Source organism: Solibacillus ferritrahens, from assembly GCF_037027585.1.
GTDB lineage: Bacteria > Bacillota > Bacilli > Bacillales_A > Planococcaceae > Solibacillus > Solibacillus ferritrahens.
The window spans coordinates 25,981-46,386 of record NZ_JAXCLE010000022.1 but is presented as its reverse complement, the minus strand read 5'-3'; the positions used below and the strand labels follow the sequence as shown (position 1 = coordinate 46,386).

The following is a 20,406-nucleotide window of genomic DNA, read 5'->3' as shown; positions in this document are numbered from 1 at the left end:
AACGAAGTGGAGTGGAAGGTTTTAAAGCTGCTTCTCCCCCGTTAGTAACACGGGGGAAATAAACTCATGGAATATGCTTTAAACTCTTGGTATGACTAGTTGTAACAACATTTTAAAATCCCGAGATTTCGGGGAAATTATATATAAAAGGAGCCTTTATAAATGGCAAAATTAAAATTAGCTGCAACAAATAAAATTTCTTTAACAGAAGGTACAGAACAAGATTTATCTATTCTGAAATTCGACTTAAATCAATTTAAATTACCTCAAAACTTCGTCGCTTTAGCAAAAGAAATTACTACAAAAGCTGATAAAGAACGTACAAGTCTTGGTGAACTTGTTGAAACAGGCAAATTAACAATTTCTTTTAAAGTATATGATCGTGCATTAGTTGAATTAGCTATTGCCAACCAACTGAGTGAGTTTGGAGCACCTATTACGATTACAATTGAAAATCAAGATTCGTTACCTATTTTAGATAAATTTGAAGCGGATGAATTTATCCCAATCTCTTTCGAAAACCTTTCTGTAAGTCCTAAGAAGGTGCAAAAGAAATCGTATGCAAATGGCTCTATGGTAGACACTTGGCAATTTGCTGAATTAAAGGTTTCTGCTACGAATTATAAAGTTGGAGCGTAACAGCTGCTTAATTGACTGGCTAAGATTTTCTATACCTGTTTCAAATTATAAATTTGTAGCAGAAAACATTTTAGGTATTCCAGTTACTGAATTCGATAAGGAGGGAAAAGGCAGTCCTTTTCCCTCTTACGATATTCGTTATTGTTTCGCTAATATCGAAATCCATTTAAGCGAAAAACATTCTAATGTATTAGTAAACCTTTCAGGTAAAGCTTGTAGACAATATGAAGAGTACATGTCTCGAAGCACTGGCTGGCATTGGCATTCTTTCATCAAAACTATTATTTCATTTAATGCAAATGCTTCTAGAATTGATTTAGCATTAGATATTTTTGACGAAACTACCCCTCACGTTAGCAAAATTCAAGATTACGTGAAACGAGGGCAACTATCGTCAAAATCTCAAACCTTTAAAGAAATAAATAGCGGAAGAATTTTAGATGGTGTCCTTACTGGCTTCACACTATACATAGGGAATCACCCACAAGTATTAAGGATATACGATAAGAAACAAGAAATCCGAGACAATACGGATGAAGTTTTAGATATTAAAAAGTGGATTCGCTGGGAATTAGAACTTGGAGATTCGAAAGCAAAAGAAGTTTGTAAGCTAATTTCTGAAGGACAACCTTTAAATTTAATTATTCGAGGTATATTAGCCAGTCACTACGCATTTAAAACTCAACCAAAAGGCAATAAGGATTTTCACAATAAATCACGTTGGAACAATATGAAATGGTGGGACAAATTCATTTCTGACGTTCCTAAAATTTCTTTGCGAGTTACGAGAGCAAAGACGACATTAAAAGAGAAAAAACAATGGATTGAAAAATCTACGACAAAATCTAGAGCAATGATCTATGAAGTATATAAACAAGCATATGGCGTAGAATTTGCTGATGCTTATTTACGTGAAGAGTTAAATTTAGGTCATTCCAAACTTACTGATTTAGACCGGACTTTAATCACTCAAAGAGTAAATGAACTATTAGGCGAAGATGATATTTAGGAGGCATTTTTTTGAACGTAATTAGTAAAGATGAATTAATAGAAATCGGTTATACAAAATGTACTGCACAAGGAATTATTCGTGAAGCAAAAGCTTTAATGGTGCAACGAGGTTACAACTTCTATAACAACAAACGCTTAGGGCGAGTTCCCAAAGAAGCAGTTGAAGAAATTACAGGTATAAAACTTTAAGTACAAGGGATTGATGTGATATGGCAAAAATCACTGGTGTCTATAAAGATACGAAGTCTGGGAAATGGTACTACTCTGTTTCTCTAGGCTTTGATGCAGTGACAGGAAAACGTATTCGAAAAATGCGTAGAGGTTTCAATTCCCAAAAAGACGCATACGAGGCTAAAACAACAGAATTAAAAGAAGCACAAGACATGGGACAAATCTCTAATAGTGGCATGGACTTTAATACTTTCATGGAGCAATTATTCATTCCGGAATATAAAGTTAAAGTTCAGATAACTACTTTTGAAGCAAGAATGCCTGTTTTAAAAAAGATTATGAGGCATTTTGGCAAAAACAAAATTGAAAATATTACTAATTTAGACATTCAATTATGGAAAAACAGTTTAACTGAAAACTACTCACAAAATTACGCACGCATGGTCTACGGTATGTTTTCACAAATTCTCGAAAAAGCTGTTAGTTTAGGTATGATTAAAAATAACCGTGCAAAGCAAGTAGGTACTGTTCCAAAAGAAAAAGTTTCAGTAGAATTTTGGACAAAAGATGAATTTGAAAAAGTGCTTTCAACTTTTAATTTAGATGATTATTACGAGCATTATTCATTTGTAATTATATGGTTATATTTCATGACCGGTTTACGAGTAAATGAAGCTACTGCATTGCGTTGGAGTGAAGAAGTTGATTTGGTGAAAGGTACTATTACAATTAATCACTCTTTACGTCTAAAGAATAAAAATGACTGGAGTTTAGGACCAACTAAAACAAAAGCAGCACTTCGCACAATTGCTATTGATTCTGACACAGTCTCAATCTTAAATGCATGGCAAAAACGACAACAGCAACTATATGATATTAAAATGGTTCTTTCCTATGATGGTTCGCCTACTTGGAAATCGACTATTGCTCGCATTATTAAACGTCATGCGAAATTAGCTGGTGTAAAATCAATTCAAGCTAAAGGACTTCGCCATTCTCACGCTTCATTTTTAATTAATGAATACAATGTAAATCCTTTAATTATTAAAGACAGACTAGGGCACGAAGATATTAAAACAACATTAAGCACCTATTCACACCTCTACCCGAATGTTAATTTTGAAATTGCGAATAATATGGCTGGTTCAATAAATTACACCTTGTCAAAAAATAAAACTAAGTTTAATGGAAATCAACACTTTAAAAACAATCAAAAAAAGCCAAGGTAATCCTTGGCTTTTTTCTTTACGCTGATTCCGGCTCAGCGATTGAAGCCTTTGTAGGTCCTGCTACTTTTAGTAAAGGACAAATCGAACATATATGTTGTTTTTATTATATGCTTTAGGTTTCAACTTGTCAAGGCTGATAAATCACTGGTCCACCTTTAATTTTATTAATTGTTTCATCTTCATCATCACAAAGATAAGCAGTAATAAATTTTGCTTTACCTGATGCTCTTAAGCTCAATACAACCACATAATTATCTGGCGTAAGTATCGTTACTCTTCTACTATTATCATAACATTTTTTCTTGTTATCATAGCCTACGTAACTCGTTAAACCACTGTCTAATAAGACACTTTTTATCCAATGTATCCTTTGCGCTCTTTCAGAACTGAAGATAGTTTTATCTCCTCGGATTCTTCTGTTACCACTTTTAAAGAACGCATGTTCAAAAACATCTTCATAAAAGACTACTTCGATACCGTCATGTGTGTAAATTTTTTGATTACAGTATTCTGTAATATAATATGCTCTATATTCATCTTCAGTTTCAAAATGGGTTAATGTAGCATATGGATTATCCTTAATCTTAAAAGTATCATTGCTCATCACTGTAACCTTATTTTAAATACATTAAATTTGTATTCACCTTTCATAGTTTCCTTTATTTCATGGGTTAATCTTTCTTCAATTAAATTTATAATCTCTAACTTTGCTGTACTTGTAGAGTATTGATTAAATTTATATCCAACACTACCAATTAAAATATCTGCTAATTGAATGAAAATAGAATCCTTTGAATTTAACGCTTGCAAATTATCTACATCTGCCAATGCAGAAATATTTAAAATTTCTTTAAGTTTATGCAATCTGTCTAATTCTTTATTCTTTTTATAATCTAAAAAAATTGAATATCTTTCATTTCCTCTTAACCAATGATAGATTAGTTGGTAATAAAATTTGTAGAAACCTAGCTCTTGATCATTGTTATGGAATGATTCTAAATCTACTTTGTCAGCATCAATCACTATACATCTAAAAGAAATGTACTCTTTATCAAAAAACAGTGTTACTATTTCTTTGTAGAACTCGAGAGAAGATGGAGAAACGTTTTTCCACTTCATTTCAGCATAGTAATTATGCTTAACTCTAATTTTTTTCAAATTTCTCTTAAAGCGCCTCACATTATCTTCATCAATCCAAATACCCCCGATAATAGAATAATCATCGTAAGGACAAACCTTTCCAATCATTTCTGGTCTACTCTCATCACAATATATATGTTTCATCTTATAATATCCTCTCACAATACATCTTTTCCCTCATTAACCTATAAATACTATTTTAATTTTACCACTTTTGAGTTTTATATCAATATTACTATCAATATTACATTCTTTTGGTATCATATCTGGTATCACTAAACAAAAAAGCTCAGAAGAAACCTTATTAAATAAGGCTCTACCAAGCTTTTTACGTTGTTATTTAATTATTCCCACTCAATCGTCGCTGGTGGCTTAGAAGTAATGTCATACAGCACACGGTTTACGTGCTTCACTTCGTTTACGATACGTACAGAAATTTTCTCTAATACATCGTAAGGGATACGTGCCCAGTCAGATGTCATGCCGTCGATTGATGTTACACCGCGGATACCGATTGCGTAATCGTACGTACGGCCATCGCCCATTACACCTACTGAACGGATGTCAGGTAATACGCAGAAGTATTGCCAAATATCACGGTCAAGACCCGCTTTTTTAATTTCTTCGCGTAGGATATAGTCAGCTTCACGAACGATATCCAGTTTTTCTTCTGTTACTTCACCAAGTACACGGATACCTAAACCAGGACCTGGGAATGGTTGACGCCATACTACCGCTTCAGGAAGACCTAGCTCTAAACCTAAAGCGCGCACTTCGTCTTTGAATAATGTATTTAAAGGTTCGATTAATTCAAACTTCATGTCTTCTGGTAATCCACCAACATTATGGTGTGATTTAATTGTTTGAGCAGTTGCTGTACCTGACTCGATAATGTCCGTGTAAAGCGTACCTTGGGCTAAGAAATCCATATCTTTTAGTTTTGATGATTCTTCATCAAATACGTAAATAAACTCGTTACCGATAATTTTACGTTTTTGCTCTGGGTCAGAAACGCCTCTTAATTTGTTCATGAAACGCTCACGAGCATCGATTTTGATTAGTTTCATATCAAAGTCTTCCGTGAAAGTTTTCATTACTTGCTCAACTTCACCTTTACGATTCAAGTTGTGATCAACGAACATACAAGTTAACTGATCACCAATAGCTTTATGGATTAATACTGCTACTACAGAAGAATCTACTCCTCCTGATAATGCACAAAGAACTTGCTTGTCGCCAACTTGCTCGCGGATTTTTGCAATTTCGATATCAATGAAGTTAGCCATTGACCAGTCGCCTTTTGCTTCACATACATTGAATACGAAGTTTTTTAGTAAATCATTTCCGTATACAGAGTGACGTACTTCCGGGTGGAATTGAACTGCGTAAAACTTGCGGGAAACATCAGCCATTGCCGCGATTGGACATGCAGGGCTTGTCGCAATTACTTCAAAACCTTCAGGAACCGCTGTTACATGGTCTCCGTGACTCATCCATACAACTTGATTTTTTGGTAATTCTGCAAACAGTTTGTTGTCTGAAGTCACGTTAATTTCTGCTTTCCCGTATTCACGAGTTATCGCGCCTTCTACTTTACCACCTTGCGTCTGCGCCATTAACTGCATTCCGTAACAGATACCTAAAATCGGTAAACCCAATTCAAAAATTGCCGGATCTACATGGAATGCCGTTTCATCATATACAGAGTTTGGACCACCTGAGAATATGATACCCGCTACATTCATTTCTTTGATTTCTTCTGCTGTAACCGTGTGCGGATGTAATTCTGAAAATACACCAAACTCACGAATACGACGCGTAATTAATTGGTTAAACTGACTACCGAAATCAAGAACGACAATTTTCTCTTGCTCTTTTAATAAAGGAGTTGACACAATTTCCACCTCTTCTAATTTTTTGCGGCCTATATTTAAGAAAAAAACGCGTAAGAAAATAAATTCTACGCGTTCATATTTCATCTCTTCTTCAAGTGGGTACACTATCCCTGTTAAGGATATAACGAATCCCACCATCATAGATAAGTTATTTAGGGTAACTTAGTAGAAACATCTGGACCATATTACCAGACTTATATGAAGGCACTATACTATTGATTTTTCTAAATTTTACTCTTTCACCGAACTAAAATCAACCACTCGTGCGATTGATTAAATATTCCCAAATTTCTTTCATCTTCGTCATATCTATTTGTTCAGTTTGTTTTGCATAAATCAGCTTCTCATAAAAGGCCGTTAGTTCCCTCATTTTTGTCGTATCCAACTGCTCATCCACTCGTAGCGCAAATTGTTGTAACGTCTCATCTTGCCCGCGTTTTAAATGAATACGCTCCAATTGTTTCAATAACACTAAATAGCCTTCTTCAAATGTATCCGAGCGATTTAGCTTGGAATGATTCATTTTCACAGCAAGTTTCGGTTGCCACTTACCGCGCTTTCTCCACAGAATAATAAAACCTACTAAAAGTATGGCTAATAATCCATAAACTACCCATTTAAAGTTAGACCAGTTAATTGAACTTGTTGCATCCCCAGTAGCCTGTTGCGGATCTTGTTCTTCCAGCTCCAGCTGCGGCGCTTCCGGTTCTTCCGCTTCTGGTAATTGCTCTTCTTCTGGCATTTCCACATCGACATCATAGTTTATATTCACCGGGTTGCTAAATCCAATTGTCGGCTCAAACGGCATCCAGCCAATTCCATCAATATAAGCTTCTACCCAAGAATGGGCATCATTATTTGTCACCTGATACGTATACATGCCGTCTTCTTCATGAATTCGCTCTCCACTCGAGAAGCCCTTCACCCAACGCGCCTGGATTCCTACCGAGCGAAGCAACACAACCATCGAAGTTGAGAAATTATCACAGTAGCCGAGTTTTGTCTCAAATAGAAATTGGTCTACATAATCTTGATTGCCGCTAGGTACTTGCACGTTTGTCGTTTCATATTGAAAGCCACTTCGCGCAAAATAACCTTCTACTGCACGCGCCTTATCATAAACACTTTCATACATATCCGTAATTTCATACGCCAAGTCTGCAACACGCTGCGGTAAATCATCCGGCAGCTGCAAATAACGGGAATCATTTTCCGTGGAGGATAAAGATTCCTTTAATGCAGTATAGCTATATTCTGGTTGTTGGAATGTCATTTCATAGGATGAAGGAGAAACCACGTTATTGTTTATAACTGGAATCATTTTTTCATTGCCACCATTAAACCTGATCACACTTTGCGGATCATAGAGCTCATAGGAAGTTATTCCATATGCCTGCAGTAAAAATCGGTAATCTTCATTTACCGCCTGTACTTGTACAGATTGCGGGTCTTCCTTTCCCGGACTAATAGAAAGCGGTATCTTATCTGCCATTTGCAGTGTCTGTTGCAATGACTCGTCAGCAGAGTGAATCCACCCTTTTGACGTATAAAAATCTTTCGTTTCTACACGCCAATATTGACGAATCGGTGTTTGGATTTGATAAACAAGTGTATTATCGCCAAAAAACGGACCGCCAAGACTTTCATCATTATCCCCGTAACCGACCGTGGCAAATGGTTGTGTAGAAGACCCCCCAATACCAGCAACCCCCTTCATATATGGCACCGGATCTGGCCATTGCGGCTCTGACTTTGGTAAATAGATTGCTACGATCCCTGCGATTGTAACAAAAATAATAATCGGGGCGGCATAAACTAAATAGCTCGTCCAATCTTTTTGCATATTGGCTGCCTGCATCAATCGTTTTATGAAAAGGAGAGCTGTAAGAATAAGCCCTAAAATCATTACTTTTATAATGGCCATAGTTCCGTCATAGTCGGTAAAAGCATCAAGAGTACCGATGAAAAACACTGTAAGTAAAAGGAAATAGTAGATACTATAGCGCACAGTTACCCAATGCTGAATTAAATAAATCAGCATCCAAATTAAAATGAAAAACAAGCTGGTACGGAATGGATCACTTACATAAATCCACTCACCCGCTAAAATTGTATTCATATTAGTTTTTAGTTCATTTGATAGAAACTGTACCGTCGTTAATTGACCATCATTATAAACACTTACATTAAACCATGTAATATAAGCTAACTTAATAAACCACGAAACGGCAAACGGTAATGAAAAAATACCCAGTAACAAACAGATCCCCATAAAGAGTAAAAACTGCATGAAATACCCTGTACTTGTCAGTTCCATAATCGGCAAAAGCCACTCTCTTAAAATCAGGAAAATAATAATATAGAAAATAGCGAATTCAATTTTTTCGGAAGTACTACGTCTCATGCGTGCTTCACCTCCGAATACATTGACTGCAGCTCATCCGAATCAACGTAATGAACCTCATTATTCTGACTAATGAATTGCACCAAATTTTTTTCGTCACTAACGACAAAGCAAATAATTTTTCGAGCGTATTTTGTGCCTGAGTTTAAAATTTCCTGCAGTTCTGGCACAAGTTCACCCGTTACAATAACTACGACTGAGCGGCTCATGATTTTTTGCTCTTCATATAGCAGACGCTCAACACCAAACTGCGCATCAGGCTGTACAGTTACCAAGTGTTGCAGTACCTTCTCAAATTGTTTGTCCGTTTTTATTATTGGGGCAAAATATCGATCATTACCTGCACTTAAAAACGAAACATCCCCGCGTCCTTTTACGATTTTATTAATATAGGATGCGGTATAATCGACTACTTGCTCAAAATTTTTCTGTACAGCACGATCGATTAATATAAACATATTTTGTGACTTGCGATCCTCAAATTCTTTCGTCCGAAGCTCACCATTTTTCGCAAAGGACTTCCAATGTATCCAGGAAAAACGATCCCCCGGTATATATTCACGAACTCCGGTTGCCATCGTTGTATCCTTTACCAAAGAATAGCGCGACTGACTGGAACCTTGTTCATATTGCATTCCAATTGGCAATACATCTACATCCGAAACTTTTGGATAAACTAAAAAAAGTTGAGGATGATTGACCGCTACTTTACGAATTGTCCATCCAAAAAAGTCCGTACACGTAAACTCCAACCCTTTAAAATGGTGTTCACCACGCTTTAACTCCTTTAATTCATATGTCCATTCGAACTCACGCTTCCAACCGACTAAAAACAATTTTGTCACATTCCCATTTGGTCTCTCGTAATGCCCATTATCCATCGGTAGCTCTTGTACCATCATAAACACGATTGGAAACCAACTCGTATTCCGAAATGTTACTGTCACCTGTACATTACTTCCTCGCTCAATCCGATCCTTTGATAATGTTCGGGATATTTCCTTAAAATGAATCGGAAAAACAGCCAGTAATATTGAATAAAGCAAAAAGGGCAAAATAGTAAAAAAGACAAACCAGCTGACAAAGCCCCCTTGAAACATCGCATAGCAATACGTTATAGCGAGCAATAAAATAACGGTAATCAAACGACCGCTATGCCGGAAAAACTGTTTGAATCCACTCATTCAGGAACATACCTTTTCACAGGAACATGGACATAATGAAGCACACTTTTAATTACTTGCTCTTCTGTAATTCCTTCATAGCGTGTTTCTGGTTTTAGAATGATTCGGTGACTGAATACATATTTCACTAAATATTGGACATCATCCGGGATCACATAGTCTCTCCCTTTCATAAACGCATAGCTTTGTGCTGCACGCATTAATGCAATAGAAGCACGGGGACTAACTCCTAAATATACATTGTGATGGTGACGAGTATTCTGAGCGAGTGACACGATATATTCTTTAATATTATTTTCTACATGCACTTCTTTTACTTGCCTCTTCAGTTCCATTAATTGTTCAATCGTTAATACTGCAGAAATATCATCAATTGGCACCGTTCTCTCGGCACGTCGAAGCACTTCGATTTCCTCTTCTTTTGTTGGATAGCCCATTTTGATTTTGAGCAAAAATCGGTCTAATTGTGCTTCAGGGAGCGGGTATGTCCCTTCATATTCAATTGGATTTTGTGTAGCCATTACGAAAAACGGCTTCGGCAGTTGAATCGTATCACCATCTACTGTTATTGAAGCCTCTTCCATACTTTCTAACAATGCGGCCTGTGTTTTTGGAGATGTACGGTTAATTTCATCCGCTAATACAATATTTCCTACAATCGGTCCTGGACGAAACTCAAATTGCAAAGTTTTCGGGTTATATATTGAAACGCCAATTACATCAGATGGCAATAAATCCGGTGTAAATTGAATTCGCTTAAAGCTCGTACCTAATGATTTCGAAAGGGCACGTACCATCATTGTTTTCCCTACACCTGGCACGTCCTCCAACAATACATGTCCTCCAGCGAGTAATGAAACAATACTTAACTCAGCAATCTCTCTTTTCCCTATCATCACTTTTTCGATATTTCTGATTATTTTCTCGATTTGTTCGTTCATGAATAGTCCTCCCAGCTGAAATGTACCATGTATGACATATAGTTTAAGCATAACGAAAAGAAAATGTTAGTACAACTAGTTTACTTTATAAATGAAAAATCACCTCACTTTTATTTCAAAGTTGGGGTGATTTAAATAGATGTCTTATAGGTAGTTATCCGACGATTGGCATTATTGAGTGTAGTTACTCGTTCAGAATACTGCAGTAAACGCCTTAAATTTTCTGCTGAATTTGCATTGTACTGCATACCTTTTATAATATAGTGCCCCTTGTTATGTATAAGCTTTTTTGGACGTTGCTGCGGTTTCTTCCTTTGTTTCTTTTGGGGTAGCTGCTCGCGTGGGTCACGAAAATGGTCATGCATCCCACTATTGATCGCATCCGCAAAATGCGTATCCGATATCATAGCACGCGTCGAGTTGCGATAAATGCTGCTTGTTGTTGCGGTAACTCTCGAAGTCCTCATAGTGTAGTTCCCCCTTCCTCCCTTTCTTTATATATCGACTTGTTCAAAAACTATTATATTTACAAATAAAAAAGCTGTGTCACTTTTCCCATGACACAGCTTTAATTATCATTTCCAAAAATCATCAAAAATTGTAATCGGCATATGCCGTTTATGCATTGAGCGCAAATAATGTCCTTCCAGCGTAATCCGTGCCTGTTCTGGAATCTCTTTACCTTCTAAATAATCATCAACCTGCTCGTATGTGATACCCAATGCCACTTCATCAGGTAATGCTGGACGGTTTTCTTCCAAATCAGCAGTTGGGACTTTTTCATATAGATGAACCGGACAATTTAAATATTTTAATAGTTGACGGCCCTGACGTTTATTTAAACGGAAGATTGGCACTAAATCTACGCCACCATCTCCATATTTTGTATAGAATCCTGTCACTGCTTCCGCTGCATGGTCCGTACCAATTACGACTCCATTATGCATGGCTGCGATTGAATACTGCACCTTCATACGCTCACGGGCTTTTTCATTCCCTTTCGCAAAATCACTCAGCGTTACACCCGCCGCTAATAAAGCTTTGACACTCGCATCAACAGATTCTTTAATATTCACTGTATAAATTTTTGTCGGCTGGATAAAGTCGAGCGCATCTTGACAATCTTGTTCATCCTTCTGAAGCCCATACGGAAGTCGTACCGCCCAAAATGAATATGTGTGTGCACCAGCTTCTTCATTTAACTCATCCACCGCCATTTGTGCAAGCTTCCCTGTTAGCGTAGAATCCTGTCCGCCACTAATACCTAGAACAAATCCTTTTAAAAACGGATGCTTCTTTGCATAATTCTTTAGAAAATCAATGGATTTACGGATTTCCTCTTCTACATTAATTGTCGGCTTTACTTTTAATTCTTCAATAATTTGTTGTTGTAATAATGACAATGTACACACCCCTTAACGTTATTCGAGTTCTGTTACCATATCTCGCACTTCTTGAATGTTGCGCATTTTATTGTCCCAGCATTTTTGACTCAAATCTACTGGATATTCTTCCGGGTTTAAGGAACGCTTATATTCATCCCATAATAAATCTAAATTGGCATGAGCGTATTTACGTATATCTGTTAACGATGGGTTATCATATACAATTTTCCCATGATCAATAATGAGTTGGTGAAGCTCTTTCGCTTCAAAGTTTGTAACGAATTTGGAAATGAATGTATGAACCGGATGGAACATTTTAATACGTTCTTCTGCCGCCGGGTTCTCATCCGCCATCGCGATGTAATCGCCTTCCGATTTACCGTTTTTCTTATTAATAATACGGTAAACTCGCTTTAATCCCGGCGTTGTTACCTTTTCAGCATTGGCAGAAATTTTTATCGTATCTTCCATTTCACCATGTTCGTTTTCAATTGAAACCATTTTATATACCGCGCCTAATGCCGGTTGATCATATGCAGTAATAAGCTTTGTACCAATACCCCACATATCAACACGAGCACCCTGCGCTTTTAGGTTTAGTATTGTGTATTCATCCAGATCGTTTGAAACAATGACTTTCGCATTAGGGAATCCGGCTTCATCCAGCATACGGCGCGCTTCTTTTGACAGGAAGGCAATATCCCCACTATCCAGTCGAATACCTACAAAATTAATTTTATCCCCAAGTTCTTTTGCAACTCTTATCGCCGTCGGTACACCTGACTTTAATGTGTTGTACGTATCGACTAAGAACACACAGTCTTTATGACGCTTCGCATACGAATGGAATGCATCATAGTCGTTTTTATATGCTTGAACTAAAGCATGCGCATGCGTGCCCGATACAGGAATATTGAACAATTTACCTGCACGTACATTTGAAGTAGATTCAAAACCGCCTATTACTGCGGCACGAGCTCCCCAAATTGCAGCATCCATCTCTTGTGCACGGCGTGTTCCAAATTCCATTGCAATTTCATTGTGGACCACTTGCTTTATGCGACTCGCTTTTGTTGCGATAAGCGTTTGATAGTTGACGATATTCAGTAAAGCCGTTTCGATTAACTGCGCTTCAACCAATGGCGCTTCGATGCGTACAATTGGCTCATTAGCAAATACAAGTTCTCCTTCCACCATGGAATACATCGAACCTGTAAAGCGGATAGTTTTTAAATAGTCAATAAAATCGTCTTTATAATGGAGTTCTTCACGTAAATAGTCGATATCTGTTTCACTGAATTTAAAGTCTTTCAAATAATTCAACATACGTTCCAGTCCTGCAAAAATAGCGTAGCCATTACCGAATGGCAACTGCCTGAAATAGAGTTCAAATACAGCTTTGCGTTCATGTATACCGTCTGCCCAATAGCTTTCCGCCATATTAATTTGATATAAATCGGTATGCAAAGCGAAACTATCATCTACATACTTTTCATTCATCGTGAGTTCCCTTCTTCCAAAACATAATTAGTCATAGTATACACTATCTTGAATTAATTCGAAGTATGAAGAGTTTTTATTTTCAATATTTGCATTTTCACACACATTTTGTTTCAATTCCTTTTAGTTTTCCCCAAATGAATCAATAAAAAACGTTCGTTATGTACAGCTTCCGTTGAATAGCTTCTCTTATTCTATATAAAGCCATTTCAAGCTATTCACCTCCTCCTTCCTCACTTCATCTCACAATGCGATTAAACCAATCGAATATCCATGTCATTTTTCCTAACATAAGGTATTGATTTATTATGAAATTCGATTTATCATGTTAGATAACATAACACAAGGAGTTGGGGAGAAATGAAAAAGATCGAAGCAATTATTCGTCCTGAAGTTTTCGCAAGAGTGCGAGAAGGTTTAGCTTTAGAAGGTATTGACGGGCTGAGCATTTCCGAAATTGCCGGTGCAGGTCGACAAGAAGGAAAAATTGGATTGTTTCGCGGCAATTCCTTTTCAATGGAGTTCTCTCAAAAGCTAAAGCTTGAAATGGTTGTAGACAACGCAAAAGTTCAAGCGATTATCGATGTTTTATTACGCGAAGCTTCTACAGGAGAAGTTGGTGACGGTAAAATTTTCATCTATCCGGTAGAGCAGGCGATTCGTATACGCACGAAAGAACTTGGTTCCATTGCAATTGATTAATTAACCGTTAAATAAAGGAGGATATTTTTATGACAAACGAAGCTTTAGAATTATCGATTAACTTAGTATGGGTAATGCTTGGTGCATTTTTCGTTTTCTTCATGCATGCTGGGTTTGCAATGGTTGAAGCAGGATTTACTCGCTCTAAAAATGCGGTCAATATATTAATGAAGAATATTTTAACAATTTCAATCGGCGGTATTGTCTATTTTGCAGTTGGCTACGCCATAATGTTTGGTGACACAGCAAACGGACTTATCGGTACTTCTGGTTTTGCATTAAGCGGTGTTGATGACATTGCCTTCTTCGTATTCCAAGCTATGTTCGCTGCAACATGCGCCACTATTATTTCAGGTGCTGTTGCTGAACGTACCAACATTGTTGCCTATATGGCGTTAGTAGTAGTTATGACAGCATTCATTTATCCTGTTGTTGGGCATTGGATTTGGCAAGGTGATGGTTGGTTAACAGCATTAGGCTTCACTGATTTCGCAGGATCCACAGTCGTTCACTTAACTGGTGCAGTTGGTGCATTAGTTGTTGCAGCAATGGTTGGTCCTCGTGTAGGGAAATATGCAAAAGGCGTCGTGAATGTAATTCCAGGTCATTCAATTCCACTTGGCGCATTAGGTGTATTCATTTTATGGTTAGGTTGGTATGGCTTCAATGGTGCTTCAACTTTAGCTGCCGACCCATCATTAGTTCCAGGCGTTATTGCAAATACATTTTTAGCTGCATCAGCGGGTGTTATTGCTACAGCATTTTACACTCGTTTGCGTTACGGCTTTATCGATGGTTCTTTAACATTAAACGGAGCTTTAGCAGGCTTAGTTAGTATTACAGCAGGTGCTGCAAACTTAAGCATTGTCGGTGCTATTATCGCAGGGGCTATCGGCGGTTTCATTTTAGTGGAAGCTGTACGCTTCATTGATCATAAGTTAAAAGTTGATGACCCAGTTGGAGCAGTAGCAGTACATGGTGTTGCCGGTATTTGGGGAACATTAGCTGTTGGTCTATTTGATATTACTGGTGGAGGTCTTTTATATGGTGGGGGCGCAACATTGCTTGGCGTGCAGGCATTAGGCGTTGTAGCAATTATTGCTTGGACTGCCAGCACAGTCGCTCTTTCTACTCTTGTCATTAAAGCCTTCATCCCATTACGTGTAACTCATGAAGAAGAAGTACAGGGCTTAGACATTGCAGAACATGGTGCATATGCATATGAAATGCAAGACACTTTCAAAGGTGTTATAAAATCAAATGATAGTTTTGCCCAACGTTTAACTAACTTAGGCAAAGTATCATCCAGTCAAAATGTACAAGAAAAGCGGATATAAATATATCCCCTGAATTTCATGCTCCCAGAAAACCAAAAAATGAAGTGTGTGCCCCTTCCCCTTCACACACTTCCACCCCATTCTTTTATATAATCGAGAAGGAGGCTGTCTTAAAAGTCAAAACCGACTTTTAATTCAGTCTTTTTACTTACTTAAAACTCCAGCGGTTCGGATTTTCCGATATTCTAATAGTACAAAGCTTGAGCAACTGAAAGTCAAACTTATAATATGAGGATGAATGCTAATGTCTATAAATAACGCTATGGTATAATTTTTAGGAAAATAACGAATTTTAAGGAGATGTTTCTATGGCTTTACGTGATTTTTTCATTTCATTATCGGAAAACCAAGCACTTAGCAACGCTGCTCATCAATACGGTTTAAAGCTCGGTGCACAAAGCGTTGTGGCGGGGACAAGCTTAGAAGAAGCAATTACGAGCATTCGAAAACTAAATGAACAAGGCATTTCATGTACAGTGGATAGTTTAGGTGAATTTGTTTCCGATGAAGGAGAAGCTGTAAAAGCAAAAGAAGAAATTTTAGCATTAATCGAAGCTATTCATCTAGAAGAATTGGATGCACATATTTCTTTAAAACCTTCACAGCTTGGACTCGATATTGATATTGATTTTTGTTATGACAACTTACGTGACATTGTTGAACGAGCTTATGAGTATGGTATTTTTGTCAACTTTGATATGGAGGATTATAAACGTCTGCAACCATCATTTGATATGCTGGAAGAGCTTGCAAAATCATTTGATAATGTGGGTACCGTTATCCAGGCGTATTTCCACCGCGCAAAGGATGATGCCGAGCAATTTAAAGACTACCGTCTGCGTATTGTAAAAGGAGCGTATAAAGAGCCCGAAGAAGTAGCCTACCAAGACAAACTAGATATTGATATTAACTTTATCGAACTAATTGAATACCATTTAGCTCACGGTCATTTCACATCGATTGCAACACATGATCATAATATTATTAAACACGTAAAATATTTCGTTGAGCAATACGATATTCCGAAAGAAAAATTCGAGTTCCAGATGCTTTACGGCTTCCGGAAGGATTTACAGCTGGAGCTTGCACGCGAAGGCTACCAAGTCTGTGTATATGTCCCATATGGCAAGGATTGGTACGGATATTTTATGCGTCGTCTTGCTGAGCGTCCGCAAAATATTTCGCTCGTAACAAAGCAAGTATTCAATAAAAAGACGAACACCATATTAGCCGTAGCAGCCGGTGCATTCGTCCTTGGCCGTTTAACGAAAAAAGATTAATTACGCTAAATAAAATGCTTCGCCTACTCGTCAAAAGTAAGCGAAGCATTTTATTTATTCCAGCCCTTTTCTTTAAACCGGGCTATTGCTTCAATTCGATTCCCCACTCCCAGCTTATCTAAGATGGTAGAAATATAGTTACGTACTGTACCAGCAGATAAGAAAAGCTCTGCTGCAATTTCCTTCGTCGTTTTCCCTTCTGCAACGAGTTCGAGCACTTGGCTTTCACGTTCAGTTAACGGGTTTTCACTGTCATCTTCATATACAAAGTCCACAAGCTCCGGTGCATAAATACGACGACCATCCATAATAATTCGAATGGAATTGACAAGCTCCTCAATCGGGCTATCCTTCAGCAAATACCCGCGCACTCCCGCCTTTCGCGCCCTTTCAAAATAGCCAGGACGTGCAAAGGTTGTTAAAATAATTATTTTACAATCGTTTTCCCGTAAGGCCTCAGCAGCATCTAATCCGGTTTTTATCGGCATTTCAATATCCATAATACATATGTCGGGTTTTAATTCCGTTACCATATCAATTGCTTCTTCACCGTTTTTTGCAAGACCAACTACTTCCATATCATCTTCCATACTAAGCAGTGATTTCATTGCCCCAAGTAGCATACCCTGATCTTCTGCAATAACAATTCGAATCATTTCTTGTTCTCCCCCTTTTGGTGCGTAATAGCTAACGGTATTTTTAAAACAACCGTTGTCCCATCACCATTTTCTATTTCAAGCGAGCCATTAATAAACTCTATACGCTCCTGCATCCCCTTTAAACCATTGCCACCTTCTAATTCATGAGAACGTTTGAAACCAATACCATTATCTTGTATCGTCATTTTAAACTCGTCATCGCTTTGGTAAAAATTGATCCGACAAATTGTTGCCTTACTATGCTTTACAATATTTGTTACAGCCTCTTTTAAACACATGCTTATTACATTTTCCGCCAAAGTAGGCATATTAATTTCTCTTTTATCACCGTTTAATCGAAGTTTAATTTGTGCGGCTTTTAATATCTGTTCTACTCTGTATAGCTCTTCCTCAATACGAACAGCCCGCATATCCGCGACTAGCTCTCGCACTTCTTTTAAGGCAAGTCTCGCCGCTTGACGAATATCCTTTATTTCCAAAATCGCCTGTTCTGGATTTTTTTCCACTAACCTTGCAGCCAAGTCACTTTTAAGACCGATCATTGAAAGCTTTTGACCTAGTGTATCATGTAAATCACGTGCAATACGCTGACGCTCTTCAAATATCGTTAATTCTGAAATGCGTTCACGTGCCGTTTCCAGCTCACCTTCCAAATTTTCACGTTTCGTTCTCGAATATAATGTAAACGGTAATAGTACAACACCAAGTACATTAATAATTATGAACGGGGTTTGCGATATAAATAATTCAAGGAAAATAAAATATCCTCCAACTATCGATAGAACGGTAAAACCGATATGTAAACCATACATAATATAAAACCCAACTGCCTGCCTTATATTACCAATAAAAAATGCAGTAAATAAAGATAGATATACATAACCAAACACAAGTGTCATTACTATATTGAGCACCATTTGGAAACTGATCCACATATACTTTAGCCCAGGCTTAGCCGTGAAAGAAAAGTAATGGCATAAAAAATAAGCCAATATTAAATTGATTCCTAATATAATTTGCCACAATGTGAAGGATTGGATAATAAAGAAAAATGGCATAATACAAAAGATTATCCATATATAAATACTTAACATCGGACTTTTCGGGATGATACTATACCAAGTTTGCATAATAGCCTCGATTCTCTTTTTTCTTTATTCTATAATAAAACAGGTATCTCAATCCATGGTTGAGATACCTGTTTTTTAATGAAGTTAGTTAGTAAGTGTTTTATCACGTGTTTTATCACGCTTTGTTTCGCGTTCTGCCGCTTCTTTAAACGTAACAAAACGGTAGTTTTCCGGATCATATAACTTGTAGCGAATTGATTCTAGACTTGTCTTTAATGTGATCGTTGTCGCCTGCTGAAGCGGTTTAATTGACTCATGTGCATCTTCAAGTTTGTAGTTTGGTACACGCGGCGATAAATGGTGCACATGGTGGAAGCCGATATTACCAGTCACCCATTGTAGAATCTTTGGTAATTTATAATATGAACTTCCTTCTACAGCAGCTTTAACATAATCCCACTCAGAATCTACTTCAAAGTACGAATCTTCGTAAGTATGTTGGATATAGAACAACCAAATACCTAAAGCACCTGCGATAAATAGTGTTAATCCGTGGACTAATAAAAATGTCGTCCAACCAAATATTAAAATAAGAGTTGTACAAATCGCTAATAATACAATGTTTGTAAAATACGTATTTAAACGTTCTTTTCGTTTTGCATCTTTGCGGTTTACGCGATTTAATATAAGTACCATAAATAGTGGCCCTAAGCCAAACATAACAATTGGGTTACGGTAAAAACGGTAACCTATACGACCTAACTTTGATTTTTCGAGGTATTCGTCCACTGTAAGCATATCAATATCGCCAATACCACGCTTATCCAAGTTCGAACTTGTTGCGTGATGAATCGTATGCTCACGTTTCCATTTTTCATATGGGAATGATGTTAAAAGCCCAGTGATATTCCCAATAATTGCATTCGCTTTTTTATTCTGGAAAAATGAACCATGTGTACAATCATGGAAAATAATAAATGCACGAATTACAAAACCTGAAGCAAGAATACTACAAAGCGCTGTGAACCAAGGTGAATATTGCAACAATACATAACCTGCTCCCCAAATCAATAAAAGTGGTCCCAGCGTATTTATTAGTTGTTGAATACTAAGTCTTGTTTCTGATTTTGCGAACGGCGCTACATCTTTTCGTAGTTGCTTTGTTTTCTCTGCATGTATGTTTGCCATGTGTTAATCCCTCTTTCCTGTAAAAATAATTAATTACATCGTACAAAAAGGACACACATGACGAAACGCTCAAATATCACATCTTTTTTATGACAGTTGTCATATGACCAGGTAACAAACAAAGGCTACATTAATATTCCAGCGGATTTTCTGGCCCTTCAAGATCTAGCTGATAAAACACCAAATCCAACCAACGACCAAACTTATATCCTGCATTGCGGACCGTTCCGCTGTACGTAAACCCTAGCTTCTCATGAATTTTTATACTCGCTGTATTTTCTTTATCGATACAGCCGACCATTGTTTTCACACCATTTACATTCGCCTCTTCTATGAGCCAATGCATGAGTTTACTGGCAATTCCCTTTTTATAATGATTTTTATGCACATATACCGAATGTTCTACTGTATATTGAAAGGCCGGATAAGCACGGAAGCTTCCGTACGTAGCATAGCCCGCTACTTCCCCATCAACATCAAACACAACTAATGGTTCGCCGGCATTTTGCTTTTGTTTAAACCAGTGAATTCTTTGTTCCAACGTTTGTTCCTTATACATATAAATAGCTGTGGAATTTATGACATTGTCATTAAATATCTCTAAAATTGTCGGTACATCTTCCTTTGTCGCTCGTCGAATCATATATTCCCTCCTCTAGGTAGCAAAAGCC

General features: G+C 37.3%; 20 protein-coding genes and 1 riboswitch. Of the genes, 7 read left to right on the top strand and 13 right to left on the bottom strand.

All coding sequences use genetic code 11. From position 1 onward, the window contains the following. The first annotated feature begins 162 nt into the window (after nt 1-162). From SNE38_RS16855 to SNE38_RS16840, 4 genes are read left to right on the top strand one after another with little or no spacing between them, the layout of a single operon-like run. Nucleotides 163-639: a hypothetical protein gene (locus SNE38_RS16855; protein ID WP_336046933.1), complete on the top strand. Its 477-nt coding sequence runs from the start codon at nt 163-165 to the stop codon at nt 637-639. Further along, nucleotides 629-1,648 (top strand): replication initiation factor domain-containing protein, encoded by a 1,020-nt coding sequence (locus tag SNE38_RS16850; RefSeq protein ID WP_336046932.1) that lies wholly within the window; start codon nt 629-631, stop codon nt 1,646-1,648. The genes SNE38_RS16855 and SNE38_RS16850 overlap by 11 nt, the downstream gene beginning before the upstream one ends. An 11-nt stretch (nt 1,649-1,659) precedes the next feature. Continuing rightward, a complete protein-coding gene (locus SNE38_RS16845) occupies nt 1,660-1,839 on the top strand; it encodes a DUF3173 domain-containing protein (protein ID WP_336046931.1) in 180 nt (59 codons plus the stop codon). Between the two features lie 20 nt (nt 1,840-1,859). Further along, nucleotides 1,860-3,050 (top strand): site-specific integrase, encoded by a 1,191-nt coding sequence (locus SNE38_RS16840; RefSeq protein ID WP_336046929.1) that lies wholly within the window; start codon nt 1,860-1,862, stop codon nt 3,048-3,050. 127 nt (nt 3,051-3,177) lie between these two features. On the opposite strand, the gene SNE38_RS16835 is transcribed toward SNE38_RS16840, so the two are convergent. From SNE38_RS16835 to SNE38_RS16795, 9 genes are all read right to left on the bottom strand, one after another. Beyond that, the gene (locus SNE38_RS16835) at nt 3,178-3,654 is read right to left on the bottom strand and encodes a hypothetical protein (RefSeq protein ID WP_336046928.1); all 477 of its coding nucleotides are present in this window, start codon (nt 3,652-3,654) and stop codon (nt 3,178-3,180) included. Next, on the bottom strand, nt 3,654-4,334 hold the full coding sequence (locus SNE38_RS16830; protein WP_336046927.1) for a DUF3800 domain-containing protein: 681 nt from the start codon (nt 4,332-4,334) through the stop codon (nt 3,654-3,656). The genes SNE38_RS16835 and SNE38_RS16830 overlap by 1 nt, the downstream gene beginning before the upstream one ends. A 200-nt stretch (nt 4,335-4,534) precedes the next feature. After that, nucleotides 4,535-6,088, bottom strand: a complete 1,554-nt coding sequence (guaA, locus tag SNE38_RS16825; protein WP_191705269.1) for a glutamine-hydrolyzing GMP synthase — start codon at nt 6,086-6,088, stop codon at nt 4,535-4,537. Between the two features lie 117 nt (nt 6,089-6,205). Continuing rightward, nucleotides 6,206-6,307, bottom strand: a riboswitch (purine riboswitch). A 31-nt stretch (nt 6,308-6,338) separates the two neighbouring features. Continuing rightward, nucleotides 6,339-8,489: a transglutaminaseTgpA domain-containing protein gene (locus SNE38_RS16820; protein ID WP_191705237.1), complete on the bottom strand. Its 2,151-nt coding sequence runs from the start codon at nt 8,487-8,489 to the stop codon at nt 6,339-6,341. Further along, nucleotides 8,486-9,673, bottom strand: coding sequence for a DUF58 domain-containing protein (locus SNE38_RS16815; RefSeq protein ID WP_191705238.1), 1,188 nt, complete (start codon nt 9,671-9,673; stop codon nt 8,486-8,488). Before SNE38_RS16815 ends, SNE38_RS16820 begins: the two co-directional genes overlap by 4 nt. Next, nucleotides 9,670-10,614, bottom strand: a complete 945-nt coding sequence (locus SNE38_RS16810; protein WP_191705239.1) for an AAA family ATPase — start codon at nt 10,612-10,614, stop codon at nt 9,670-9,672. The genes SNE38_RS16815 and SNE38_RS16810 overlap by 4 nt, the downstream gene beginning before the upstream one ends. A gap of 131 nt (nt 10,615-10,745) precedes the next feature. Further along, entirely contained in the window at nt 10,746-11,081 is a 336-nt protein-coding gene (locus SNE38_RS16805; RefSeq protein WP_191705240.1) for a hypothetical protein, read from the bottom strand. A gap of 108 nt (nt 11,082-11,189) precedes the next feature. Continuing rightward, on the bottom strand, nt 11,190-12,017 hold the full coding sequence (gene nadE, locus SNE38_RS16800; protein ID WP_191705241.1) for an ammonia-dependent NAD(+) synthetase: 828 nt from the start codon (nt 12,015-12,017) through the stop codon (nt 11,190-11,192). A gap of 18 nt (nt 12,018-12,035) precedes the next feature. Continuing rightward, the gene (locus tag SNE38_RS16795; protein WP_191705242.1) at nt 12,036-13,499 is read right to left on the bottom strand and encodes a nicotinate phosphoribosyltransferase; all 1,464 of its coding nucleotides are present in this window, start codon (nt 13,497-13,499) and stop codon (nt 12,036-12,038) included. Nucleotides 13,500-13,859: 360 nt separating this feature from the next. On the opposite strand from SNE38_RS16795, the gene SNE38_RS16790 reads away from it, so the two are divergent. From SNE38_RS16790 to SNE38_RS16780, 3 genes are all read left to right on the top strand, one after another. Next, complete coding sequence (locus tag SNE38_RS16790) at nt 13,860-14,201, top strand: P-II family nitrogen regulator (RefSeq protein WP_191701812.1); 342 nt, start codon at nt 13,860-13,862, stop codon at nt 14,199-14,201. A gap of 29 nt (nt 14,202-14,230) precedes the next feature. Continuing rightward, nucleotides 14,231-15,538, top strand: a complete 1,308-nt coding sequence (locus SNE38_RS16785) for an ammonium transporter (RefSeq protein ID WP_191705243.1) — start codon at nt 14,231-14,233, stop codon at nt 15,536-15,538. Between the two features lie 308 nt (nt 15,539-15,846). Then, nucleotides 15,847-16,818: a proline dehydrogenase family protein gene (locus SNE38_RS16780; RefSeq protein ID WP_191705244.1), complete on the top strand. Its 972-nt coding sequence runs from the start codon at nt 15,847-15,849 to the stop codon at nt 16,816-16,818. Nucleotides 16,819-16,868: 50 nt separating this feature from the next. Here SNE38_RS16780 and SNE38_RS16775 read toward each other — a convergent pair whose 3' ends face one another. The 4 genes from SNE38_RS16775 to SNE38_RS16760 form a co-directional block, all read right to left on the bottom strand. Continuing rightward, complete coding sequence (locus SNE38_RS16775) at nt 16,869-17,474, bottom strand: response regulator transcription factor (RefSeq protein ID WP_191705245.1); 606 nt, start codon at nt 17,472-17,474, stop codon at nt 16,869-16,871. Next, nucleotides 17,471-18,607: a sensor histidine kinase gene (locus SNE38_RS16770; protein ID WP_191705246.1), complete on the bottom strand. Its 1,137-nt coding sequence runs from the start codon at nt 18,605-18,607 to the stop codon at nt 17,471-17,473. The genes SNE38_RS16775 and SNE38_RS16770 overlap by 4 nt, the downstream gene beginning before the upstream one ends. Nucleotides 18,608-18,691: 84 nt before the next feature. After that, nucleotides 18,692-19,735: a fatty acid desaturase family protein gene (locus tag SNE38_RS16765; protein WP_191705247.1), complete on the bottom strand. Its 1,044-nt coding sequence runs from the start codon at nt 19,733-19,735 to the stop codon at nt 18,692-18,694. A gap of 130 nt (nt 19,736-19,865) precedes the next feature. After that, nucleotides 19,866-20,378, bottom strand: coding sequence for a GNAT family N-acetyltransferase (locus SNE38_RS16760; RefSeq protein WP_191705248.1), 513 nt, complete (start codon nt 20,376-20,378; stop codon nt 19,866-19,868). Nucleotides 20,379-20,406 lie beyond the last annotated feature (28 nt).